The organism is Bradyrhizobium sp. STM 3843 (assembly GCF_000239815.1).
In the GTDB taxonomy this organism is placed as follows: domain Bacteria; phylum Pseudomonadota; class Alphaproteobacteria; order Rhizobiales; family Xanthobacteraceae; genus Bradyrhizobium.
This window is the reverse complement of record NZ_CAFK01000062.1, coordinates 1-23,620: the sequence shown is the minus strand read 5'-3', so window position 1 is coordinate 23,620 and position 23,620 is coordinate 1. Positions and strand designations below refer to the sequence as shown.

23 protein-coding genes and 1 pseudogene are annotated in these 23,620 nt (G+C 63.9%); 19 read left to right on the top strand and 5 right to left on the bottom strand.

All coding sequences use genetic code 11. The annotated features are described in order from the left end of the window. Positions 1-19 precede the first annotated feature (19 nt). Positions 20-346, bottom strand: a complete 327-nt coding sequence (erpA, locus tag BRAS3843_RS09120) for an iron-sulfur cluster insertion protein ErpA (RefSeq protein WP_008968546.1) — start codon at positions 344-346, stop codon at positions 20-22. Positions 347-457: 111 nt separating this feature from the next. Here erpA and BRAS3843_RS09115 point away from each other — a divergent pair, with 111 nt between their 5' ends. From BRAS3843_RS09115 to surE, 12 genes and pseudogenes are all read left to right on the top strand, one after another. Then, positions 458-1,624: a deoxyguanosinetriphosphate triphosphohydrolase gene (locus tag BRAS3843_RS09115; RefSeq protein WP_008968545.1), complete on the top strand. Its 1,167-nt coding sequence runs from the start codon at positions 458-460 to the stop codon at positions 1,622-1,624. A 9-nt stretch (positions 1,625-1,633) separates the two neighbouring features. Further along, positions 1,634-3,433 (top strand): arginine--tRNA ligase, encoded by a 1,800-nt coding sequence (argS, locus tag BRAS3843_RS09110; RefSeq protein WP_008968544.1) that lies wholly within the window; start codon positions 1,634-1,636, stop codon positions 3,431-3,433. A gap of 96 nt (positions 3,434-3,529) precedes the next feature. Further along, on the top strand, positions 3,530-5,221 hold the full coding sequence (locus tag BRAS3843_RS09105; RefSeq protein WP_008968542.1) for an SPOR domain-containing protein: 1,692 nt from the start codon (positions 3,530-3,532) through the stop codon (positions 5,219-5,221). 42 nt (positions 5,222-5,263) lie between these two features. Next, positions 5,264-6,292: a beta-N-acetylhexosaminidase gene (gene nagZ / locus BRAS3843_RS09100; RefSeq protein WP_008968541.1), complete on the top strand. Its 1,029-nt coding sequence runs from the start codon at positions 5,264-5,266 to the stop codon at positions 6,290-6,292. Next, the gene (locus BRAS3843_RS09095) at positions 6,289-7,125 is read left to right on the top strand and encodes a ScpA family protein (RefSeq protein WP_008968540.1); all 837 of its coding nucleotides are present in this window, start codon (positions 6,289-6,291) and stop codon (positions 7,123-7,125) included. Before nagZ ends, BRAS3843_RS09095 begins: the two co-directional genes overlap by 4 nt. A 19-nt stretch (positions 7,126-7,144) precedes the next feature. After that, positions 7,145-7,837, top strand: a pseudogene (scpB, locus tag BRAS3843_RS09090) (SMC-Scp complex subunit ScpB); the annotation flags it as partial. Between the two features lie 454 nt (positions 7,838-8,291). Beyond that, complete coding sequence (locus tag BRAS3843_RS09085; protein ID WP_008968538.1) at positions 8,292-8,525, top strand: twin-arginine translocase TatA/TatE family subunit; 234 nt, start codon at positions 8,292-8,294, stop codon at positions 8,523-8,525. 114 nt (positions 8,526-8,639) lie between these two features. Continuing rightward, entirely contained in the window at positions 8,640-9,215 is a 576-nt protein-coding gene (tatB, locus tag BRAS3843_RS09080) for a Sec-independent protein translocase protein TatB (protein ID WP_008968537.1), read from the top strand. Further along, positions 9,212-10,015 carry a twin-arginine translocase subunit TatC gene (gene tatC, locus BRAS3843_RS09075; RefSeq protein ID WP_008968536.1) on the top strand — a complete coding sequence of 268 codons (804 nt, stop codon included), beginning with the start codon at positions 9,212-9,214 and terminating at the stop codon, positions 10,013-10,015. The genes tatB and tatC overlap by 4 nt, the downstream gene beginning before the upstream one ends. Before the next feature lie 115 nt (positions 10,016-10,130). Continuing rightward, positions 10,131-11,462, top strand: coding sequence for a serine--tRNA ligase (serS, locus tag BRAS3843_RS09070; RefSeq protein ID WP_008968535.1), 1,332 nt, complete (start codon positions 10,131-10,133; stop codon positions 11,460-11,462). 106 nt (positions 11,463-11,568) lie between these two features. Next, the gene (locus BRAS3843_RS09065) at positions 11,569-11,919 is read left to right on the top strand and encodes a hypothetical protein (protein ID WP_008968533.1); all 351 of its coding nucleotides are present in this window, start codon (positions 11,569-11,571) and stop codon (positions 11,917-11,919) included. A 138-nt stretch (positions 11,920-12,057) separates the two neighbouring features. Then, positions 12,058-12,828, top strand: a complete 771-nt coding sequence (gene surE, locus BRAS3843_RS09060) for a 5'/3'-nucleotidase SurE (RefSeq protein ID WP_008968532.1) — start codon at positions 12,058-12,060, stop codon at positions 12,826-12,828. A 2-nt stretch (positions 12,829-12,830) separates the two neighbouring features. Here the strand turns inward: surE and BRAS3843_RS09055 are convergent, their stop codons facing one another. Further along, on the bottom strand, positions 12,831-13,211 hold the full coding sequence (locus tag BRAS3843_RS09055) for a response regulator (RefSeq protein ID WP_008968531.1): 381 nt from the start codon (positions 13,209-13,211) through the stop codon (positions 12,831-12,833). Between the two features lie 279 nt (positions 13,212-13,490). Here BRAS3843_RS09055 and BRAS3843_RS09050 point away from each other — a divergent pair, with 279 nt between their 5' ends. After that, positions 13,491-14,138: a protein-L-isoaspartate(D-aspartate) O-methyltransferase gene (locus tag BRAS3843_RS09050; protein ID WP_008968530.1), complete on the top strand. Its 648-nt coding sequence runs from the start codon at positions 13,491-13,493 to the stop codon at positions 14,136-14,138. Positions 14,139-14,245: 107 nt separating this feature from the next. After that, entirely contained in the window at positions 14,246-15,661 is a 1,416-nt protein-coding gene (locus tag BRAS3843_RS09045) for a LysM peptidoglycan-binding domain-containing M23 family metallopeptidase (RefSeq protein ID WP_008968529.1), read from the top strand. Between the two features lie 158 nt (positions 15,662-15,819). On the opposite strand, the gene BRAS3843_RS09040 is transcribed toward BRAS3843_RS09045, so the two are convergent. Then, a complete protein-coding gene (locus BRAS3843_RS09040) occupies positions 15,820-16,788 on the bottom strand; it encodes an ATP-binding protein (protein WP_008968528.1) in 969 nt (322 codons plus the stop codon). A 198-nt stretch (positions 16,789-16,986) separates the two neighbouring features. Here BRAS3843_RS09040 and yajC point away from each other — a divergent pair, with 198 nt between their 5' ends. The 5 genes from yajC (at position 16,987) to BRAS3843_RS09015 (ending at position 21,345) form a co-directional block, all read left to right on the top strand. Beyond that, the gene (gene yajC / locus BRAS3843_RS09035; protein ID WP_008968527.1) at positions 16,987-17,343 is read left to right on the top strand and encodes a preprotein translocase subunit YajC; all 357 of its coding nucleotides are present in this window, start codon (positions 16,987-16,989) and stop codon (positions 17,341-17,343) included. Between the two features lie 74 nt (positions 17,344-17,417). Beyond that, the gene (gene secD, locus BRAS3843_RS09030) at positions 17,418-19,019 is read left to right on the top strand and encodes a protein translocase subunit SecD (protein WP_008968526.1); all 1,602 of its coding nucleotides are present in this window, start codon (positions 17,418-17,420) and stop codon (positions 19,017-19,019) included. Positions 19,020-19,027: 8 nt separating this feature from the next. Next, positions 19,028-20,047, top strand: coding sequence for a protein translocase subunit SecF (gene secF, locus BRAS3843_RS09025; protein ID WP_008968525.1), 1,020 nt, complete (start codon positions 19,028-19,030; stop codon positions 20,045-20,047). A gap of 51 nt (positions 20,048-20,098) precedes the next feature. Continuing rightward, positions 20,099-20,482, top strand: coding sequence for an Mth938-like domain-containing protein (locus BRAS3843_RS09020; protein ID WP_008968524.1), 384 nt, complete (start codon positions 20,099-20,101; stop codon positions 20,480-20,482). After that, positions 20,479-21,345 carry a phytoene/squalene synthase family protein gene (locus BRAS3843_RS09015; protein ID WP_008968523.1) on the top strand — a complete coding sequence of 289 codons (867 nt, stop codon included), beginning with the start codon at positions 20,479-20,481 and terminating at the stop codon, positions 21,343-21,345. Before BRAS3843_RS09020 ends, BRAS3843_RS09015 begins: the two co-directional genes overlap by 4 nt. Positions 21,346-21,354: 9 nt before the next feature. Here the strand turns inward: BRAS3843_RS09015 and BRAS3843_RS09010 are convergent, their stop codons facing one another. After that, positions 21,355-22,071 (bottom strand): TauD/TfdA family dioxygenase, encoded by a 717-nt coding sequence (locus BRAS3843_RS09010; RefSeq protein ID WP_008968522.1) that lies wholly within the window; start codon positions 22,069-22,071, stop codon positions 21,355-21,357. Positions 22,072-22,270: 199 nt separating this feature from the next. After that, complete coding sequence (locus BRAS3843_RS09005) at positions 22,271-23,161, bottom strand: TauD/TfdA family dioxygenase (protein ID WP_008968521.1); 891 nt, start codon at positions 23,159-23,161, stop codon at positions 22,271-22,273. Positions 23,162-23,620 lie beyond the last annotated feature (459 nt).

Sequence of the window (23,620 nt, the reverse complement as noted above, 5' to 3'; positions counted from 1 at the left end):
GGCTTGTGACCCTTTGAGATTAGACCGAGAAGCTGGTGCCGCAGCCGCAGGAGGCGGTGGCGTTGGGATTGTTGACGCGGAAGGAGGCGCCCATCAGGTCGTCGACGAAGTCGAGTTCGGAACCGGCCAGGAACGGCACCGAGGCCGGATCGACCAGCACAACCGCCTGGTCGCGCTCGATCACCAGATCGTCATCGGCCTTGGCGCGGTCGATATCGAACTTGTACTGGAAGCCGGAACAGCCGCCGCCCTCGACGGAGATCCGCAGCATGGCCCCGTTGTCCTCCTTCTTGAGGATTTCCCCGATCCGGCGGGCGGCGCGCTCGCTGATGGTGACGGCGGTCATGGCAAAGGATCTCCCGAAGTTCTCGTCATGCCCAATTCATTTGGTATCGGGCACACCCCATAGTTAAGTGCATTGAACGCTGGAATCAAATCGTCGGAGCTCGAAAACACCGTGTCGGTCGGAATGGCTGCCCCCCGCGCTCCTTTTTCCTGCGATCCCGATCGCAGCCGGGGCAGGCTCGTGGCCGAGCCGCCGTCGCGGACCCGCAGCGCGTTCCGGCGGGATTGCGACCGGGTGATCCATTCGACCGCCTTCCGCCGGCTCAAGCACAAGACCCAGGTCTTCGTCTTCCACGAGGGCGACCATTACCGGACCCGCCTGACCCATTCCCTGGAAGTGGCCCAGATCGCCCGCGCGCTGGCCCGCCAGTTCGGGCTCGACGAGGACCTGACCGAGACCTTGGCGCTGGCGCATGATCTCGGCCATCCGCCGTTCGGGCACGCCGGCGAGCGCGCGCTCGACCGATGCCTGGAGCGCCATGGCGGCTTCGACCACAATGCGCAGGCCTTGCGCGTCGTCACCTCGCTCGAGCAGCGCTATCCCGAATTCGACGGGTTGAACCTGACCTGGGAGGCGTTGGAGGGCATCGTCAAGCACAACGGTCCGCTGCATCAGCCGATTCCGGTCGGGATCGCGCAGTTCAACGAGAGCTACGATCTGGAGCTCGGGAGCTACGCCTCGCTGGAAGCGCAGGTTGCAGCAGTCGCCGACGATATCGCCTACGACGCGCACGACATCGATGACGGCCTGCGCGCTGGACTGTTTGCGGTCGATGACCTCAAGGAGATTCCGCTGATTGCCGCCATGATCGGAGAAATCGACCGGCAATATCCGGGGCTCGATGATATCAGGCGCGGGGCGGAGCTGGTGCGCGACCTGATTTCCTATCTGATCGCCGATGTCGCCGCGGAGGCCGCGGCGAGGCTCGATCGCGCCGAGCCGATGTCGCCCCATGACGTGCGCCGTCACGGCGCGCCGCTGATCGGATTTTCCGCCGAGGCCGCCGCGGCCGAGAAGACCATCAAGACTTTCCTGTGGCACCACATGTATCGGCACGAGCGGGTGATGAAGGTGATGCGCGAAGCCGAGCGGATCGTGGTCGACCTGTTCGAGCGATACCGGAACGACCCGGCCGCGCTGCCGCCCGAATGGCGCGACGGTCACGACGGCGAGGGCGAATGCGCCCGGCGGATCGGCAATTTCATCGCCGGGATGACCGACCGTTTCGCGCTGACCGAGCATCACCGGCTTTTTGACTCGACCCCGGATTTGCGTTAGGCGGCGCCCATGGTCGACACAGCTCAAAACCTGCATCTTTTCGCCGATGTGCTGGCGCGCGTGCACGCGATCTGCGCCACGCTCGCCAAGGACGGCAACTGGCCCGAGGGCATCGATTTTTCGCGCGTGGTGGTCGAGCCGCCACGCGATGCCAGACATGGCGACATGGCGACCAATGCCGCGATGGTGCTGGCGAAAGAAGCCAAGACCAAGCCGCGCGATCTGGCCGAGCAGATTGCAGCCAAGCTGCGCGATGATCCGCTGATGGCCAAGGTCGACATCGCGGGGCCCGGCTTCATCAATCTGACGCTGCGGCCGAGTGCATGGACCGAGGCCCTGCGCACGGTCCTGCACGAGGGGGATGACTATGGTCGCCTCCCGCCCGTTCCGGGTGCGCCGAAGGTCAACGTCGAATACGTCTCGGCCAATCCGACCGGCCCGATGCATGTCGGCCATTGTCGCGGCGCCGTGTTTGGCGACGCGCTGTGCAGCCTGCTGCAATTCGCCGGACGTGACGTGACCCGGGAATACTACATCAACGATGCCGGCGCCCAGGTCGACGTACTCGCGCGTTCAGCCTTCCTCAGATATCGCGAGGCGCTGGGCGAGGATATCGGCCGGATTCCGGAAGGGCTCTATCCCGGCGATTACTTGAAGCCGGTGGGGCAGGCGCTCGCTGCCGAGTATGGCGACAGGCTGAAGGCGATGCCGGAGGCGCAGTGGCTGGCAATCGTGCGCGACAAGGCGATCGCGATGATGATGGACGAGATCAAGGACGATCTCGCCGCGCTCAATATCAAGCACGACGTCTTCTTCTCCGAGCGGTCGCTGATCACTGCCGGCAACAACAAGGTTGCCGAGACGATCGATTTCCTGCGCGAGCGCGGCGATGTGTATGAAGGCCGCTTGCCGCCACCGAAGGGCGCTCCGGTCGAGGATTGGGAGGATCGCGAGCAGCTTCTGTTCCGCGCCACCGCCTATGGCGACGACGTGGACCGGCCGCTGATCAAGTCCGACGGCACCTACACCTATTTCGCCTCAGATATCGCCAATCACCGCCACAAGTTCGAACGCGGTTTTGCCGATCTGATCGACGTGTTCGGCGCCGATCATGGCGGCTACATCAAGCGCATGCAGGCGGCGGTGAAAGCAGTCACGGCGGGGCAGGCCACGCTCGACGTCAAGGTCGTCCAGCTCGTGAAGCTCCTGCGCAATGGCGAGCCGGTGAAGATGTCGAAACGCTCTGGCGATTTCGTCACCTTGCGCGAGGTCGTCGACGAAGTCGGCCGCGACGCGGTCCGCTTCATGATGCTTTATCGCAAGAACGATGCGGTGCTCGATTTCGACCTGGCCAAGGTGATCGAGCAGTCGAAGGACAATCCGGTGTTCTATGTGCAGTATGGTCACGCACGTGGGCATTCGATCTTCCGCAACGCCCGCAGCGAGGTCGTTCCGGACTTGCCGGAGGAGGCTTCAGCCCGTGCCGCTTTCCTGGCCGAGGCGAAGCTGGAGCTGCTCACCGACCCCGGTGAAATCGAGATTTTGAAGCGCCTCGCGCTCTTTCCGCGCCTGATCGAGGGCGCCGCGACGGCCCATGAGCCGCATCGGGTGGCGTTCTATCTCTATGATCTTGCAAGTGAATTCCATGCGCAGTACACTCGCGGAAACAGCTTGCCCTATTTACGCTTCAGTTACCGTGATGATGCAGTGATAACCATGGCGAGATTGGCCATGGTTCAGGGCGTTGTCTCGGTGCTGGGGTCGGGACTAGCTATATTGGGCGTCCATGCTCCCGAGGCGATGAAATAACGGGGGAGAGCGGATGCAGCTTCAGTTGGGGGCCTCAATCTGGCAAGGTCCGCCTTAGTACGCATTTGCGGTTCACCCGCAGGGACGCTTCATTAGATGGCTGATCGTTACCAGGATAGACCCTTTCCCGCTGATGGTTTTGGCCGCGGTGGTGGGTCCGGACAGGCGGAGAGCGACCCGCTTGCCGAGCTTGCTCGCCTGATTGGGCAGAACGACCCGTTCGCCCAGACTGGCCGCAACATACCTTCCGGCGCGCCGCGCGCCGCGGCCCAGCCGCGGCCGTCAACGCCGGTGCCGTCCACACCGTTGCCGCCAGTGGAGCCGGTCGCCGAACCGGTGGCACCAGCCGGGCCGCCGGCCTGGATGCAACGCGCCAACCGGCAGGAAGTCCCGAGGACTCAGCAGCGCGAGGCGCCGGCCGCACCGCGCGACCCCTTCGCCGAGCTGGCGCGAGAGCCGCAGCGGCCTACACCGCCGCCAGCTTTCCCGGCCGGGTATCAGGATCCTCGTGCGGCACCCCGCGACTTTCCCGAACAGGACTTCGAAAGCCAGGATTTCGGGCGTCAAAACGCGGCGCGCCAGGATATCCCGCAGTCCTATCCCAAGGATGATTTCGCCGACGATCTTGCCAAGCTGAACTTTGGCGCCGGCGATCCGCATCGTGGTTTCGGCGCGAACGCCGAGTTCGATCGCGAGCCATCGTTCGATGACCACGAGCCGGATCCGTCACGTTATGACGAGGCGTTGTTTGGACCGGCGGGCTCTGGACAGCAGGATTATCACGGCGACCAGGAATTCCAGGACGACCAGTACGCCTATCAGGACGGCTATGATGAGGGCGAAGAAGAAGAGGAGCCGAAGCGCCGGAGCGGAATGAGCACCGTGTTTGCGGTCCTCGCGCTCGGCGTTCTCGGCACCGGCGGCGCCTTCGCCTACAAGACCTACTTCTCGACGGCCCGTACCGGTGAGCCGCCGATCATCAAGGCGGACAACAGCCCGACCAAGATCATGAACTCGCAGGCGGATTCGACGCCCAAGGTTCCCGATCGGCTGATTGGAGACGGCGGCGAAAAACTGGTGTCCCGCGAGGAAACCCCGGTGGACGTGAATTCCCGCTCCGTCGGACCGCGCGTGGTGTTTCCGCAGCCCAACCAGAACATCAATCCGACGTCGTCGGCGAGCGCCTCGACGGGAGGCCTGCCGTCTGGAACTGGGGCCAGCGGCAGCAATGGCATCCTGCCCAACAGCGACCCGCGGCCGATCAGCACGCTTCGCATCAGCGGCAATAGCAATTCTGCGGGAAGCACCCCGCCTGACGCCAACAGCGGCCCGGCGCAAGTGGTTGCGGCGGTCCCCGCCAACGCCAAGCCCGCCGCAGCCGCCAAGACGGCGTCGGCAGCGCGCAATTCACCGACCAACGCGAATGCCTCGGCCAACGCCCCGTTGGCCCTGACACCGCAATCGTCCGCGCCGCCGGCCAGGCAGGTTGCGGCGGTGCAGCCTGCCGAATCGACCTCCACCGCAAGCACGAGCAGCGGCGGTTATCTCGTGTCGATTTCGTCGCAGGTGAGCGAGGCGGATGCGCTGTCGTCCTATCAGGTGACGCAAGGCAAATATTCCTCGGTGCTGGGGAACTATTCGCCGATCATCAAGCGGGTGGATATGCCCGACAAGAGCGTGCGTTACCGCGCCTCCGTCGGGCCATTCGCGACCCGCGACGAGGCCAACAAGATGTGCGGCACGTTGAAGGCCGCCGGCGGCCAGTGTTTCGCGTTTAGTAACCAGTAACCCTGGCTTGACCGGCCGCAGGGCGGGGTCTAATCGGCCCCGATGACCATGCGGGCCTTCATTACCGGCGTTTCCGGACTTTCGCTCAGCACCGCCGAGCGCGAGTTCATCCGCGACAGTCGGCCCTGGGGCTTCATCCTGTTCAAACGCAATGTGCAGTCACCTGCTCAAGTGACTGCACTTGTTCATGAACTTCGCGACGCCGCCGGCCGCGTCGATGCCCCGATCCTGATCGATCAGGAGGGCGGGCGGGTGCAGCGGCTGGGACCGCCGCACTGGCCGGTCTATCCGCCTGGCGCGATATTCAGCCGGCTCTACGATATCGATTCGGCACACGGCCTGCGCGCGGCATGGCTCAGCGCCCGGCTGATCGCCGACGACCTCGGGCAGCTCGGGATCACCGTGGATTGCCTGCCGTTGGCCGACGTTCCGGTCGCAGACGCCGACGCCGTCATCGGCGATCGCGCCTATGGCGAGACGCCGGACAAGGTCGCAGCCATAGCCCGCGCGGTGACGGACGGGCTCGCGCAAGGGGGCATTCTGCCGGTCCTGAAGCACATCCCCGGCCATGGCCGCGCCACCGCCGACACCCATTTTCGGCTGCCGACGGTCGATACGCCGGAATCGGAGCTCGATGCGACCGACTTCGCGGCCTTCCGGCCGCTGTCCGATCTGCCGATGGCCATGACTGCACATGTTGTGTTTAGCGCGATCGACCCCGCCCATCCGGCCACGACTTCTGCGACAATGATTGAACGGGTGATTCGCGGCCGGATCGGGTTCCAGGGTTTGTTAATGAGTGATGACGTGTCCATGAACGCATTGGCGGGGTCGATCGCCGAGCGCACGCGCGCGATCATTGCCGCAGGCTGCGATGTTGTCCTCCATTGCAACGGCACGCTCGACGAGATGCAGGCCGTCGTGGCCGAGACGCCGGAGCTCTCGGGGATAGCGCTGGCACGTGCCGACCGCGCCTTGGCGGCCCGCAAGCCCGCAGTCGCCTTGGATCGTGCGGCAGCGCGCGCCGAGCTCGATGCATTGATCAACCGGCTGGGACCAGCGAACGCATGACCGCGGAAATTCTGTCTTTCGAAACCGGCCGGCCCGCCGAGCTGTCCGAGAGCGACCCGGCATTGGTGGTCGACGTCGAGGGCTACGAGGGCCCGCTCGACCTCCTGCTGGCGCTGGCGCGTCAGCAGAAGGTGGATCTGGCCAAGATCTCGATCCTGGCTCTGGCCGATCAGTATCTGCAATTCATCGAGGCGGCGCGAAAGATCCGACTGGAGCTTGCCGCCGACTATCTCGTCATGGCGGCCTGGCTCGCCTTCCTGAAGTCGCGGCTGCTGCTGCCGGAGCCGCCGGCCGCCGAAGGACCGAGCGCGGAGGAGATGGCGACCGCGCTGGCCAACCGGCTGCGCCGGCTGGAGGCAATCCGCGAAGCCGCCAACCGTCTGATGAACCGGCCGCAGTTCCAGCGCGACGTGTTTCCGCGCGGCAATCCCGAGCCGATCGCGGAAGTTCGTCGTCCGAAGTTTTCGGCGACATTGTTCGATCTGCTCTCGGCCTACGCGACCCAGCGACAGCAGCGCGTATTGACCTCGGTGCATCTGGCCAAGCGGACCGTGTGGTCGCTCGCTGAAGCACGCGCCTCTCTGGAGCGTCTGGTCGGCATGACCGAGGTCACGGAGGACTGGGGTTGCCTCGACGATTATCTGCTGAGCTATGTGGTCGAGCCCGCGCAGCGCGCCACGATCTTTGCGTCGAGCTTTGCTGCCGCCCTGGAACTGGTGCGGGAAGGGCAGCTCGAGCTGAACCAGAAGCAGGCGTTCGCGCCGCTGTATTTTCGGAAGCGTCCGCCACAACCTCCCGGTGCCATGACCGCGCCGGATTTGACGGTTGAGTAACGAAGAAGGAGACCGTGCGATGGCAATCTTGGCGGAAGTGCGCATGGAGGAGCCGGAAGACATCGCAGCCGAGCCGCAAGCGCGGCCGGAAGAGTTGCGCATTCTCGAAGCCTTGTTGTTTGCCGCGTCCGAGCCGCTCGATCAGGCAACGCTCGCCAAGCGCATGCCGGAAGGTGTCGATGTGAAAGCGGCGTTGGCGCAGCTGCAGGAGGAGTATGCCACGCGTGGCGTGAACCTCGTGCGCGTGGCCAATAAATGGACGTTCCGGACTGCGGGTGATCTCGCCTGGCTGATGACCCGCGAGAGCACCGAGACCCGCAAGCTGTCACGGGCGGCGATCGAAGTGCTCGCCATCGTTGCCTATCACCAGCCCGTCACGCGTGCGGAGATCGAAGAGATCCGCGGCGTCGTCACGTCGAAGGGGACCCTCGACGTGCTGCTCGAGACCGGCTGGATCAAGCCGCGCGGCCGCCGCAAGTCGCCCGGGCGCCCGCTCACTTTCGGGACCACCGACGCATTCCTCACACAGTTCAGTCTCGAGACGCTCGGCGACCTGCCGGGGTTGGAGGAGCTCAAAGGTACGGGGCTGCTGGATTCGCGGCTGCCGACTGGCTTCACGGTTCCGACGCCGTCGGACGATCCGACCTTGCGCGAGGACGAGGAGCCGCTGGAGCCTGGGGACCTCGATCTGGCGCTGGCGCCTGCGGTCGAGCCGGAGGAGGCAAGCCACGAGGAGCAAGCCTCGCAGGAGGCCGCTTCGGATGAAGCCGGGCCATCGGATGTTGAAGCTGCGGCAATCGATCACACCGCGGGCGAGCGTTCCGAGGATCCTGCTCCGGAACCCGATGGATCGCAGGCTGGTGATCCGGACGAAAGCACCGAATAGCCGACCCACGCGCGTCGTTAACAACAGCGTTATTCCGTAGCGCCGGCCGTGATTTGCCGGAGCTTAAGTGCTTGTTTTTGGGGGCTGTGACGCCTACCTTCCGCCCAAGATCGGGCTTGCGCGTTACGCTTTGTCCAGTCGTCCGCATTCATGTTGCTGTTTCGCGGCTGGATGCTAGAAGCGAAGGGACGCGGTCAAGCCCATGACCGGGCGTGGTTAGAGGCATAGCGCAAGCGGCGCGATCGCCGGTCTTCCGCGCCGATGTTTGGAGGGTTGCAGGATGGGTTCGCTTAGCATTTGGCACTGGATCGTGGTGATCGCGGTCGTCCTGCTGTTGTTCGGGCGCGGCAAGATTTCCGACCTGATGGGCGACGTCGCGCAGGGCATCAAGGCGTTCAAGAAGGGTATGCAGGACGACGACAAGGCGCCGGAAAAGACCGAGCCGGTCAAGTCGATCGATCATGGCGGCACGCCGACCGCGACCCGTACCGACGTCGGCAGCAAAGCTGTCTGACCGAGCCAAGGCGTGACAGGCGCGGACCGCGCCGGATTCGACTGGCAGTGACCTGATCTTACGGGACTGGGCAGCTCGGGATTGGCAGGCGACGTCTCGTAGGCGGATTGTTTGATGTTCGATATCGGCTGGAGTGAGCTGCTCGTCATCGGGGTCGTCGCGCTGATCGCGATCGGCCCCAAGGAGCTTCCCGGCGTTTTGCGCATGGTCGGGCAGTGGATGGGCAAAGCCCGCCGGATGGCGGCCGAATTCCAGGGCCAGTTTCAGGAAGCCATGCGCGAGGCCGAGATGGCCGACCTCAAGAAGAGCTTCGATGAGGTTCGCGAAGCCGCGAGCGGTTTCTCGCCGACTGGCGTAATCAGCTCGCTGCAGCGGGACGTCGACAAGGCGCTCGATATCGAAGGCGTGGACAAGCCGGCGGAAGTGGCTTCTCCTGCGCCTGAATCGACCGGCGCTGCAACGGAGGCGCCGGCAATTCCGACCACGCCGGAGCCGCCTCACCCCGAAACCTTTGTCGAGGCGCAGAGCCATCAAGCGGCCGATGAGCCGTTGGCCATCGTCCGGGAAATCAAGCCCGAACCCAAGCCTGAGCCCAGGTCCGAATCGAAGTCTGAATTCAAGTCCGAGGCCGGGGCTGAGACCATCACCTCCGAGGAAGCGGATCGGTTTAAGGACGCCAAAGCGTCATGACCGCGGAAGATATCGAAGCCAGCAAGGCCCCTCTGATGGAGCACCTGATCGAGCTGCGCGCGCGGCTCATCAAGGCGCTGGTCGGATTTGGCGTGGCCTTCATCTTGTGCTTCATCTTCGCCAAGCAGATCTACAACATCCTGGTGCTGCCGTTCGTCTGGGTGGCGGGGCCGGAGAACAGCAAGTTCATCTACACCCAGCTGCTCGAATACTTCATCACCCAGCTGAAGCTCGCGCTGTTCGGCGCCGGCTTCATCTCGTTTCCGCTCGTGGCGACGCAGATCTACAAGTTCGTCGCGCCTGGTCTCTACCGGCACGAACGCAACGCGTTTCTGCCCTATCTGGTAGCGACCCCGATCTTTTTCGTGTTCGGCGCCATGCTGGTCTATTTCGCCGTATGGCCGATGCTGGTGCGGTTCTCACTCGGCATGCAGCAGCTCGGCGGCCCTGACACCGCGCAGATCGCGCTGATGCCAAAGGTCGGCGAATACCTGTCGCTGATGATGTCGCTGATCTTTGCCTTCGGCATCGCCTTCCAGCTTCCGGTGATTCTCACTTTGTTGGGGCGGATCGGCATCATCACCTCGGAGATGCTGCGCTCGAAACGGCGCTACTTTATCGTGATCGCCTTCATCATTGCCGCGGTGCTGACCCCACCGGACGTGCTGAGCCAGGCTTCGCTGGCGATTCCGCTCCTGGCCCTCTACGAAGGGTCGATCATCGCCGTGCGCTTCGTCGAGAAGCAGGCCGCGGCAAAATCCGCCTCCGGCACATCCTCCACCCCCGGTCAGGCCGAATAGGCGGGCCACCCGCTCGGCCTCGGCTGTTCCCATCCGACGATAATCGCGGTAGTGCAAGCCGGCCGCGCGACCACATGCGACTCGCCCGTATTCTTCGTTCCAGGACCGAACGATCATGCACGACATCAAATCGATCCGTGACAACCCGCAAGCCTTCGACGCGGCGCTGGTGCGTCGCGGCCTGATGCCGCTGTCGGCGCAGCTGCTGGCTGTCGACGAACGCAGGCGTGCGGCAATCCTTGCCTCCGAGCAGGCGCAGGCGCGACGCAACGCGGCGTCCAAGGAGATCGGCGAGGCCAAGAAGGCCAAGGACGAGGCGCGCGCAAGCGCGCTGATGGAGGAGGTCGCCAAGCTCAAGGTCACGATGCCGGAGCTCGAAGCGGCTGCGAAGCAGGCCGATGAGGAGCTGGCCCGCGAGCTCGCCGCGATCCCCAATCTTCCACTGGACGAAGTGCCCGACGGCAAGGACGAGCACGACAATGTCGAGCGTCACGTCTTCGGCGCCAAACGGAATTATGCCTTCGCGCCCAAACCGCACGACGATCTCGGCGCCGGCCTCGGCTATATGGATTTCGAGTCCGCGGCGAAGCTCTCGGGCGCACGTTTCGTCGTGCTGAAGAAAGGGTTGGCGCGGCTCGAGCGCGCGATCGGGCAGTTCATGCTCGACCTGCATACCAACGAGCACGGCTATACCGAGATCAATCCGCCGCTGCTGGTGCGCAATGACGTGATGTTCGGCACCGGGCAGTTGCCGAAATTCGAGGATGATCAGTTCTGGGCCATCAAGGGCGAGCTGCTGGCCTCGCCGGATGAGCGGCTGAAGACCGATCGTCTCGGCCTGATCCCGACGGCTGAGGTCGCTTTGACCAATCTCGTGCGCGAGCAGATCGTCGACGAGAAGGAGCTCCCGATGCGGCTCACCGCGTTGACGCCATGCTTCCGCGCGGAGGCGGGGGCTGCCGGACGCGACACGCGCGGCATGATCCGCCAGCATCAATTCACCAAGGTCGAGCTGGTCTCGATCACGACGCCCGAGACCAGCAAGGACGAGCATGAGCGCATGCTGGCCTGTGCCGAGGAGGTGCTGCGGCAGCTCGACCTGCACTACCGGGTGATCACGCTGTGCACCGGCGACATGGGATTCTCCTCGCAGAAGACCTACGACATCGAGGTCTGGATGCCGGGGCAGGGCGATGGCGGTGCCTTCCGCGAGATTTCGAGCTGCTCGGTGTGCGGCGATTTCCAGGCCCGCCGCATGGACGCGCGCTACCGCGGCAGTGACGGCAAGCCGCGCTTCGTCCATACCCTGAATGGTTCAGGCACGGCCGTCGGTCGTGCGCTGATCGCGGTCATGGAGACCTACCAGCAGGAGGACGGCTCGATCGCGGTGCCCGACGTGCTGCAGCCTTATATGGGCGGGCTCAAGGTGGTTGCTGCGGAGGCCTAGCGCGGCGAGAATTTGTCGCTTCCGATGCTTCCTAAGGTTGCGCTCGCGCCGGCGGTCGATATCCTGGGTTTCTGCTTCAAGCATTCGCTTCGCAGAGCCGTGATCGATGCCCCTGCATCGGGATATCTATTGGATCGGCAGGCAATGGGCCGTCACCGGTCACGGCATTCAGGCCGTGGACCAGCGGCTGCGGGGGGCTTTTGACCTCGATCGCTCCCGGATCTGGGCGGACGATCTGCGCGAGGGCCTGCGCGGGCTTACCTGGTTCAACGAGGCTGACTTCGAGAAGGCGCTCGCGGCCGCTCGTGCGCGCTTTCCCAAAGCTGCGCAGGAATCGGCCGAACAGCTCGATGCGAGCGAGCCTGTGAACCCCGCCGGCGCGCGGAGCGAGCGTCTTCAGCTGCAGACCGAGGGACGGCTCGCGAAGTTCCTGCCGCAATGGCGGATCCGGCGTTAAGCCGACGCCACAGCTCCCGTTACAGCGTTGCTCATTCAACAGATTTTCCCGTGTAGCCGCGGGTTTGCCTCGCTCGTCCGCAGCAGATATGACAGCGGTAACTTGATTTCTGACTCTGTTTGAGAGGTGGTCGGACGCATGCGCATTCTCTGCACCAATGACGACGGCATTCATGCCCCCGGTCTGAAGGTCGTCGAAGAGATCGCGCACGCGCTATCAGACGATGTCTGGGTGGTCGCGCCCGAATTGGACCAGTCCGGGGTCTCACATTCGCTGTCCCTGAACGATCCGTTGCGGCTGCGTGAGGTCGGCCCGCGCCACTTTGCGGTGCGGGGGACGCCGACCGATTGCGTGATCATGGGCGTTCGGCACATCCTCAAGCCCAAGCTGCCGGATGTGGTGCTCTCCGGTGTCAACAGGGGCCGCAACGTCGCAGAGGACGTGGTCTATTCCGGCACGATCGCCGGCGCGCTCGAAGGCACCATCCTCGGGCTACCCGCGTTTGCGCTGTCACAGGAGTTCTCGCTGGAGACGCGCAACAAGCCCGTATGGGACAGTGCGCGCAAATTTGCCCCTCAGATCATCCGCAAGGTGCTCGAAGCAGGGGTGCCGAAGAACACCGTGATCAATGTCAATTTTCCCGCGCGCCCGCCGGAGGAGGTCCAAGGCATCCGTGTGACCCGCCAAGGCAAACGCAATCTCGGTTTTCTCAATGTCGATGAGCGCCGCGACGGCCGGGGCAATCCCTATTTCTGGATCGGCTTCGAACGGGCCGCCGCGCTGGACACTCCGGACGAGGGCACGGACCTGGCAGCGCTTGCAGCGGGTTACGTTTCGGTGACCCCGCTCCGATTAGACCGCACCGACGAGGCGTTCTCGATCACGCTAGGCGGAATCCTCGGACACTAAGCTCAGGACGATGTCCCGCCACGCAGGACATTCTCGATCGCTTTGCCCAGCGTCTCCAGCTGGAATGGCTTCTGCAGAGCAGGGCGGTCACGGTATTCTTCCGGAAGGCCTGCCGACCCATAACCCGTGGCGAAGATGAACGGGCGATTGCGCGCCTTGATGACATCGGCGACCGGGGAGATGACTTTGCCGTTGACGTTCACGTCGAGAATGGCGACGTCGAAATACGTGCTTTCGGCAAGCCGCATCGCCTCGCCGATCTCGCCGGCTTCGGCCGCGACGGTGTAGCCGAGCTCCTCGAGCATGTCGGCCACCATCATCCTAATCATGACTTCATCTTCAACCAGAAACACGGAGCCGCGTGGTGGCCGCGGTGCAGTCATGAATGCAGTCCTCGCCTTAATCGGGAGTGACGTTCGCAAATTACGGCAAACGGCGCAACGTCAACAACGTTGTCCCCAAGACGGCCATCCCAGCTGTGACCTCTCTGGCGCTGGTAGGCAACGATCCCGGGCAACTAAACGGCGAGATCTCGTGCTTGGTTCCCGCAACGGAACACATTTTGTGCGATCAGAGATCGATGCCACCTGCCGTTTGCCGTGGAAAATCGATGCTTCGCCCCGACATGAGGCTTATGATCCATGGGTGCAACCGAGACGGCGATGGCTCCGAAAGCTCCTCCCGAAAAGATGATGTTTCAGCTGACTCTGCGTCGGCGGGGAATCAGCGATCAAGCCGTTCTGCGGGCCATGGAGGAGGTGCCGCGGGAAGAGTTCGTTGCTGCTGCCGACCGGGCCGATGCTTACCGGGACAGCGCGTTGGGCATCGCTTGCGGCCAGACCATCAGCCAACCTTTCGTTGTGGCCTACATGACTGAGCAGCTGAAGCTGCAGAAGACCAGCCGCGTGCTCGAGATCGGCACCGGCTCGGGCTACCAGGCCGCGATCCTGTCGCGGCTGGCCGGCCACGTGCTCACCATCGAACGCTTCCGGACGCTTGCCGATGCGGCGCGGGAGCGCCTCGAGAAGCTGGGCTGCTTCAATGTCGAGGTCATGTTGGGGGATGGCTTTTCGATTCCCCCTGGCGCCGGGCAGTTCGACCGGATCATCGTGACGGCGGCGATGGAGGAAATTCCGCAAAGCTTGCTCGATCGGCTCGAGCCTGACGGTATCCTGATCGCGCCAGTCGGGCCGCACCACGGTGTCCAAACACTTGTGCGCGTCATCCGAAAGGCCGAAGGGTTTGAACGAAAAGAGCTTGTCGATGTGCGATTTGTGCCGGCAATTCCGGGCATTGCACGCGAACTCTAAACCTGCGGATTAGCAGGGCTGACAACAGCTTATCGGCTGCTTAAGCGGTTATTTACCGCCGGCGTGTTTACTCAAATTCGTAGTTTGTTGCGTACGAGTGAGTAACCATGCCCGTTATCGTCGAGTTGCTTCGCTCACGTCGCCTGCAGCAGGTCGGGGCGCTGGCGGTGATTTCATTCGGTGTTGCCGGCTGCAGCGGCGATATGTCGACGCGGCTGTCGCAAACCCAGAATTCGTTTTCCAATCCGTTCGCGTCGGATGCCACAGGCTCCGTGCAGCCGCCCGCGCCGATCGAGCGCCGGTCTGCGCCGCAGCAGTACAGTCAGCAATATAATCCGCCGGCTCCAGCCGCCGCCTATTCGTCCGCGGCGCTGCCGCCCGCGGTCACCGCGCCGCAGACCTATCCCTCCGGCGGAGGTTCGGGCGGTGTATCCGCCGGTGGCCGCGGCGTCGCCTCCTATGCGCCGCCAGCGCCAATTCCGGCGCCGTCCTATGCGGCCCCGCCACAACCGCGGCTCGAAACCACCGGTACCCTGCCGCCGCGCTCGGTCGCTGCCGCCCGTCCCGCCGGTGTCACCAAGATCATCGTCGGCACCAGCGATACGCTCGAAATCCTGGCGCGCCGCTATCACGTGACGCCGGCAGAGATTCTGGCTGCCAACGGCTACAAAGGACCGCGCGCACTCTCGCCGGGGCAACAGCTCATCATTCCGAATCCCGGCGCGGTCGCGGCGGCGCCGGCAGCGACACATATCGCGGCGGCTCCCGTCGCTCCCAAGCCGGTCGCAGTGGCCGCGCCAGCGCCACCGAGCGTGCATTTCGTCAATCGCGGCGACACGCTGGCCGGCATCGCCCGTCACAACCATATCTCGGTCGCCGAACTCGCACACGCCAATAACCTTGCGCCGACCTCGGCCCTGAAGCTCGGTGCCAGGCTGACCGTCCCCGGGAAGTCGGTGGCGGTGGCCGCGCCAGCAGCTCCGGTCGCAGCCGTACCCCAGGCGGCTGCGACCGTGCCGGCGCCGGCGCCGACGACCAGGCTTGCGACGGCGGGACCGGTGCAGAGCGCGCGCCTTGCCCAGGCCAATCCCGCGCCTGAGAAGGAGGAAGAGCCGGCCAAGCCGGCCGAGACCACCAGCGCGCTGCCGACCTTCCGCTGGCCCGCGCGCGGCAAGGTGATCACCAGCTATGGCGCCAAGACCAACGGCAAGGCCAATGACGGCATCAACATCGCGGTGCCCGAGGGAACGCCGGTGAAAGCCGCGGAGGACGGCGTGGTCGCCTATGCCGGCAACGAATTGAAGGGCTACGGCAACCTGGTCCTGGTCCGCCATTCCAACGGCTACGTCACCGCATATGCCCATGCGAGTGAGCTGATGGTGAAGCGCGGTGACACGATCAAGCGCGGCCAGGTCATTGCCAAGTCGGGTCAATCGGGCGAGGTGGGATCGCCGCAGCTCCATTTCGAGATCCGCAAGGGATCGTCACCGGTTGACCCGCTGCAATTCCTCAACGGGGCGTAACGCGCGAAGCCGTCATCCTCCGCCACCGGGTCTCGCTTTCGGCGAGCCCGATGACAGGCTCCGGCGGACGATCCAGTATTCCGTGCTGGTTAGGCTTGATTCCGATACGCCGCGGAGTACTGGATTCCCCGCCTTCGCGGGGAATGACCGCTGTTGGCCTACTTCTCTGTCAGCCTGACACCTCGTCGTCCGGCGAGGTCCTGAACGAACTGCCAGGCCACACGGCCGGAACGCGAGCCGCGCGTGGTGGCCCATTCCAGGGCCTCGTGCTCCAGCTCGTCCTCGGGGACCGTGATGTCGAAATGGCTGCAATAGCCTTTCACCATCGCCAGGAATTCGTCCTGGCTGCAGCGGTGGAAGCCGAGCCAAAGGCCGAAGCGGTCGGACAGCGAGACCTTCTCCTCGACCGCCTCGCCCGGATTGATCGCGGTGGATCGCTCGTTCTCGATCATCTCGCGTGCCAGCAGATGGCGGCGGTTGGAGGTGGCGTAGAGGATCACATTCTCCGGCCGTCCCTCGATGCCGCCCTCAAGCACAGCCTTCAGCGACTTGTACGAGGCGTCATTGCCGTCGAAGGAGAGATCGTCGCAGAACACGATGAAGCGGAAGGAGGAGGCACGCAGGATATCCATCAGCGCGGGCAGGCTCTCGATGTCCTCGCGATGAATCTCGATCAGCTTCAAGCGATCGGCACTTTTACGGTCCAGATTGATGGTGGCATGTGCCGCCTTGACCAGGGACGACTTGCCCATGCCGCGCGCGCCCCAGAGCAGCGCATTATTGGCGGGCAGGCCCTCGGCGAAGCGCTCGGTGTTCTCGATCAGGATGTCGCGCATCCGGTCGATGCCCTTCAACAGATCGATCTCGACGCGGCTGACGCGGGGCACCGTGCTGAGCCGTCCGTTCGGGTGCCAGACGAAGGCATCGGCGTCCTCGAAGGAGGGGGCTTGGGCCGAAGCCGGCGTAGAGGCGGCGAGATGCGCGGCAATCGCCTCGAGTGCTGCGGCAATGCGCTCGGGCGTGCCGTCGGCTGACGTGCTGAGGCGTTTTGCCGCGACTTTCAGTTGCTTTTGCGATGCGGGTTTGGCGGGTTTTCGGGACGGGGCTTTGGCTGGTTTTTTTGACATGCTGCAAGTTCCTGACGGTGCAGCCATATCGGGCCGACGCCGGGGTCGCAAGCTTGCCTAAATGAAAGGCTGGTCCACATTGCAATTGGGACCGCGGCCGCTATATTCCGCGCAAAATTCCGACCGACCGGCCCGCTGCCAGGCGGCTAGCCGGCTTTTCCCGTCTCGACGAGGCGGATCTCACGAGGACCAAAGCGCATGCTGATCACCCCCGCCTATGCCCAGGCCGCGGCCACCGGCGACACCAACAGCATGCTGATGTCGCTGCTGCCCTTCGCGCTGATCTTTGTGATCATGTATTTCCTGATCCTGCGGCCGCAGCAGAAGAAGGTCAAAGAGCACGCCGACCTGGTCAAGAACGTCCGTCGTGGCGACACGATCGTGACCCAGGGGGGCTTGGTCGGCAAGGTCACCAAGGTCGTCGACGACGACCAGGTGGAGTTCGAGATCGCCGATGGCGTGCGCGTGCGGCAGATGCGCCAGATGATTACCGGCGTCCGCACCAAGGGCGAGCCCGCCAAGGCTGACGCGAAGGACGAAAAAGCGGCGAGCTGAGTTCGCCTTTAATACGGGCTCGCGGCATATCGCTGCCGCGTTAACCGGTCGCTCTGATCTGACGGATCACGCAAATGCTTTACTTCACGCGGTGGAAGGCGCTGGGCATCATCCTCACGGCGCTTGTGGTGTGCCTGTTCGCCGTCCCCAATTTCTTTCCCGAGGCCACCGTCAAGAGCTGGCCGGCCTGGGCGCAGCGGCACCTGGTGCTCGGCCTTGACTTGCAGGGCGGCTCGTACCTGCTGCTCGAAGTCGACGCGAATTATATCAAGAAGGAGCGGCTCGATTCGATCCGCGATGACGCGCGCCGCGCGTTGCGCGATGCCAAGATCGGGTATACGGGCCTTGCGACGCGGGGCGATGCCGTCGAGGTCAAGATCAGCAAGGACACCGACGTCCCGACCGCACTCGCCAAGCTGCGTGAGCTGTCGCAACCGCTCGGCGGTCTGCTCGGCTCGAATGGCCAGCGCTCGCTCGAAGTCACCGACGCCGGCAATGGCCTCATTCGCCTGACGATCCCGCAGGCAGCGATCACCGAGCGTATCCGCCAGACCATCGATCAGGAAATCCAGATCGTGGAGCGCCGCATCAATGAGCTCGGCACCGTCGAGCCACTGATCCAGCGGCAAGGCGCCGACCGCATCCTGGTGCAGGTGCCGGGCCTGCAGGACCCGACCCAGCTCAAGGAACTGCTCGGCAAGACCGCGAAGATGGAATTCCGGATGGTCGACACCTCCGTGCCGCCCGAACAGGCGCTGCAGGGGCGTGTGCCGCCGGACTCCGAAGTGCTGCAGAGCGCGTCGTCGCCGAACCAGCCCTATGTGATCAAGAAGCAGGTGCTGGTCTCCGGCGGCGACCTCAGCGACGCGCAAACCGGCTTCGACCAGCGCACCAGCGAGCCGATTGTGACCTTCCGCTTCAATTCGGCAGGCTCGCGGAAATTCGCGCAGGCGACGACCGAAAATGTCGGCCAGCCGTTCGCGATCGTGCTCGACAACAAGGTGATCTCGGCACCGGTGATCCGCGAACCGATCACCGGCGGCTCGGGCCAGATCTCCGGCAATTTCACGGTTCAGTCCGCTAACGAGCTCGCGATCCTGTTGCGCGCCGGTGCGCTGCCGGCGCCATTGACCGTGATCGAGGAGCGCACGGTCGGTCCCGGTCTCGGCGCGGACTCCATCGCCAAGGGCGAGCTCGCCGCCTATGTCGGCTCGATCCTGGTCATCGTGTTCATGCTGGTGACCTACCGGCTGTTCGGCGTGTTCGCCAACATCGCGGTCGCCGTCAACGTGGCGATGATCTTCGGCGTGCTGTCGTTCCTCAATGCGACGCTGACCTTGCCCGGCATCGCCGGCATCGTGCTCACCGTAGGCATCGCGGTGGACTCCAACGTCTTGATCTATGAGCGCATCCGCGAGGAATTGCGCGGCGGACGCAACGCGATCTCGGCGATCGACGCCGGCTTCAAGCGCGCGCTGGCGACGATCCTCGATTCCAACATCACCACCTTCATCGCTGCCGCCGTGCTGTTCTACATCGGCACCGGCCCGGTGCGCGGCTTCGCCGTGACGCTCGGCATCGGCATTCTCACCACGGTTTTCACCGCCTTCACGCTGACCCGTCTGATCGTGGCGTGGTGGGTGCGGTGGAAGCGGCCGCAAAGCGTGCCAATCTAGGAGCTAAAGTGACACACTGGGTTCTCATCGGGCTTGGCATCCTGATCGCGGTGCTGACGGTGGTCAGCGCGCTCGGCCTGCTGCCGTCGTTGCGCATCGTTCCCGACAACACGCATTTCGATTTCACGCAGTTCCGCCGCATCAGCTTCCCGATCTCGGCGACGCTCTCGATCGTCGCGATCACGCTGTTCTTCACGCATGGCCTGAATTTCGGCATCGACTTCAAGGGCGGCACCTTGCTCGAAGTCCGCGCCAAATCCGGCACCGCCGACCTTGCGGCAATGCGCAGTGCGCTCGCGGGTCTCCAGCTCGGCGAAGTCCAGCTGCAGCAGTTTGGCGGCCCGGCGGAGGTCCTGATCCGCGTCGCTGAGCAGCCCGGCGGCGACACCGCGCAGCAGGAGGCGGTCAGCAAGGTTCGCGGCGCGCTCGGCGACAGCGTCGATTACCGCCGCGTCGAGGTCGTTGGTCCCCGCGTGTCAGGCGAGCTGCTCGCCTACGGCATGCTCGGCCTGATGCTCGCGATCGTGTCGATCCTGATCTATCTCTGGTTCCGGTTCGAATGGCAGTTCGCGCTCGGCGCCATGATCGCCAACGTCCACGACATCGTGCTCACGATCGGTTTCATGTCGATCACCCAGGTCGATTTCGACCTGACCTCGATCGCGGCGCTTTTGACCATTCTCGGCTATTCGCTCAACGACACCGTGGTCATCTACGATCGTATTCGCGAGATGCTGCGGCGTTACAAGAAGATGCCGATGCCGCAGCTGCTCAACGAATCGATCAACTCGACGCTGTCGCGCTCGATCATCACCCACGTCACGGTGACGCTCGCGCTGCTGGCGCTGCTTCTGTTCGGCGGCCAGGCGATCCACAGCTTCACGGCGGTCATGATGTTCGGCGTGGTGCTGGTCGGCACCTACACCTCGATCTTCATTGCGTCTCCCATCCTGATCTATCTCGGCGTGCACTCGGTCCGCGCCGAGGCGCAGGACGACAAGCCGGCGCCAAAGAAGAAATCGGCGTGATCCGAAGCTCGCCTTCGGATCATATCCGCGGGCCGCAAGTTGGTTTCGGACATGGCCAAAGCAGATGACGCACCGCATTTCCCACGATCGGCGCCGATCGACGGCTACGGCAAAGGCGGATTCGTCTTTGCCGGCATGTCGCATCGGGGTTCCCTGCTGTGCCTGCCGGATTCGATCTGGGCCTGGGATGTGACGCAGCCGAGCCAGATCGACCGTTACTCGCTCAAGCGCGTCTTTGATGCGGCCAACAGCATCGATACGCTGATCATCGGCACCGGAACGGAGGTCTGGCTGCCGCCGAACGAGCTGCGCGCCGCGTTGCGTGGGGTGAAGGTGGTGCTGGACCCCATGCAGACCGGTCCCGCGATCCGCACCTACAACATCATGATCGGCGAGCGACGGCGCGTCGCGGCCGCGCTCATCGCCGCTCCATGAGCGAGACGGGAGCCAACACGGATACCGCCGCCTTCTGCGCGGCACTGGTGCGGGAGCAGGATTTCGGCCGCTACGCCGCGACCTTGTTCGTCGCCCCGGAGTTGCGGCGCGCGCTGCTGGCGCTCTATGCCTTCAATGTCGAGATCACGCGGATCCGGGACGTCGTGTCCCAGCCGCTGCCGGGTGAAGTCCGCCTGCAGTGGTGGAGCGATGCGCTTTCCGGCGAGGACCACGGCGGGGTCGAGGGCAATCCGGTCGCGGCCGAGCTGCTGTCGGTCGTGCGCGCCTTCTCGCTGCCAGTCGATCGTCTGACGCGATTGATCGACGAGCATCAGTTCGATCTCTACAACGATCCGATGCCCACCATGGCCGCGCTGGACGGCTATCTCAGTGACACACATGCGTCGCTGTTTGCGTTGGCGGCGAGCATCGTGGCTCTCCCGTCACCTGAGCTCGACCATCTCGCCCGCCATGCCGGTCTTGCACAGGGCGTCCTACAGGTGATCGCATCGTTGCCGCGAGACGCGGCGCACCGTCAGCTCTTCGTTCCGCTAGATCTCCTGCAGCGTCGCGGCAGCGGCCTTGAGGAGGTCTTCGCCGGTCGGCAGACGCCAGCGCTCCGTGCGGCGCTGGGCGACTTGCTCGCCGAGGCGCGGCAGCATCTGGACATGGCGCTCAAGCTGCTTGCGGAGGCGCCGCGGGAGATCCGTCCGATATTCCTGCCACTGGCGCTGGTGCGGCGCGACCTTGCGCGTGCGTCACGCGCTGAGCATGATCCGTTCCAGCCAGAGGCACGTTCGCATCTATCCACCTTGTGGGCGTTATGGCGCGCCTCAAAGACGATCACCTTCCGCGACCGCTGATCTCATAGATCAGTTCGGGGCAATCGAGCTCCAGATCTCGGAGCCGTGCAGCAGGCGCTGCGCTGTCGGGAAGCTGGCATTCGTGCGATAGATCGTGCAGCGGGCATCCCAGACCAGAAGATCGCCTTGTCGACAAAGCTGGGTCGAGGAGAACTCCGGACGGGTCGCAAACTCCCAGAGCTCGTCGAGCAACGCGTCCGATTCGGCGAGTTCGAGGCCAACGAGATAGGCATGGCGTCGCGAGCCGAGCGCCAGCATCGAGCGTCCCGTGTCGGGATGAACACTCACCAGAGGTCGGACGCTGCCGCTGATTGCGGTGTGAACGGGCCCTTCCGGCTGGAGCGGGGGGCTCTCCAGGTCAGGCGCGAGCTGCCTGATCTTGAGGTGTGCGATCCGGCTCCTGAGTCGGGGCGGTAGGGAATCATACGCGGTGTAGAGGCTGGAAAATGTGGCCGTCTCGCCAAGCCTCGTCCCGTGTGGCGTGTAGATCATTGTCGCAGTTCCGAAGCGTCGGCCGAGGGCCGCGCGTTCGGTGTCCGACAGAGTCTGACTGCGAACGAGTAGCACCTGGTGCTTCAGCAGCGCCCGCATGAAGCCGGCAAAGGCCCAGTCGTCGAATGACCTGAGATCGACGTCGCGGACTTCGGCGCCCAGTGCTCTTGCGGTCGGGATGACCTCGATCAGACTGCCCGACACCTTCTCCGCGACATCACGTGCAAGATTCACCGCGTCATCTCCTCACTTCACCAGTGGGAGAAATCAAACACGGTAATTTGTCCGGCTTATCTCTTCAGCGCGGCATTTCGCGGGAGGGCTGCGCCGACATTTGCCAATTCTCGGCGCAGTTCGGCAACATGAGTCAAAAGTTGGACGCGGATCCCGCAAATGCCGCGTCAAGACGACTCATCTGGACGCGCGTCGATGCTCACACGGGACGCGCCGTTCCCTTGATCTGGGTCCGATGCATGATTCGCCTGGAGCTGTCGTCAAACGGATCACGCCGATGCATCGTGCAGCGGTTGTCCCAGATCACGAGATCACCGACCTGCCAGACATGCTCCCAGGCAAAGTCGGGACGCGCGACATAGGTCCAGAGCTCGTCGAGCAGTGCCTCGGAGTCGGCGAGCTCCAGGCCGACCAGATAAGCGTTGCGCCGGCGGCCCAGATACAGCATCTGCCGTCCGGTGTCGGGATGGGTGCAGACCAGAGGATGGATCGCGCCAGGCGAGGTGCGGGGATCGTCAGTGGGGGTAACACCCTGGCGCAGGAATCCGCCGCTGTTGTAGGTGCCGTCATGCTTGATCTTGAGGCCCGTGATCCGACGCTTCAGATCATCCGGCAGCGCATCATGAATCGCATACATGCTGCAGAACGAGGTGTTGCCGCCGACCGGTGGGATCTCCAGCGCATATAGCGCACTCGCGATTGGCGGCATGTCGAGATAGGACATATCGGTGTGCCAGACCGCTTCGCCGGCGCCGAGGCTGCCGATCGGCTCGCCGTTCTGCTTGACGTTGGAGACGATATAGATCTCGGGCAGGCCTTCGACGAAACGGCGGCCAGTTTCCTGCACCGGCGCCCAGTCGAGCTCGCCAAAGCGACGGCTGAAGGCGATCAGATCCTGGTCCGACAGGGTCTGGCCGCGCACGAGCAGCACAGAATGGTCATGGAAGGCGCGCAGCAAGGCAGCGAATGCCTGGTCATCAAGGCGTTTGAGGTCGACATTGCGAACCTCCGCGCCCAGCGCTTTGCCGGTCGGAGCGATGTCGATCGCGGACGAACCGGATGAGCCAGCGGAGCGGGTGTCGATATCCATATCTGACCTCCACGACTTGGGCTTATGCGCTTGGGCTTCAGCTTACACAACTTGGACTTAGGCAGTGACCATCATATCAGCTTTGCCACAGATTGAAGGCAAGCTGCGTCGATATCCAGTAGCTTAACGTCAGCCTGTGGTTGTTGTAAGCCTCAATAATGGAATGGCTGCGCTGGCATTTCGAACATAACAGAGCCGCTATCGTGGTTGCGATGCTGATTGTCGCATTCTTGGTTGCGTACCTCGTGTTTCCGCCTCCTTTTCGCAGCGAAAGCGGCAATGGTTTCGGGCCGGACTGGGAGTGTACGATACAACCGCAAAGCGAGCCGACCTGCATCAAGAAATTGAGGCGTTGAGAGGCTACCGTCCGGTGGACTGCAGATTGACGTCCGCAGCCTCGAAATTGAAGCGGTCACGGAGGTTCTTGCGGGAATCCAGGATGGCCTCNAGAAAGGACGG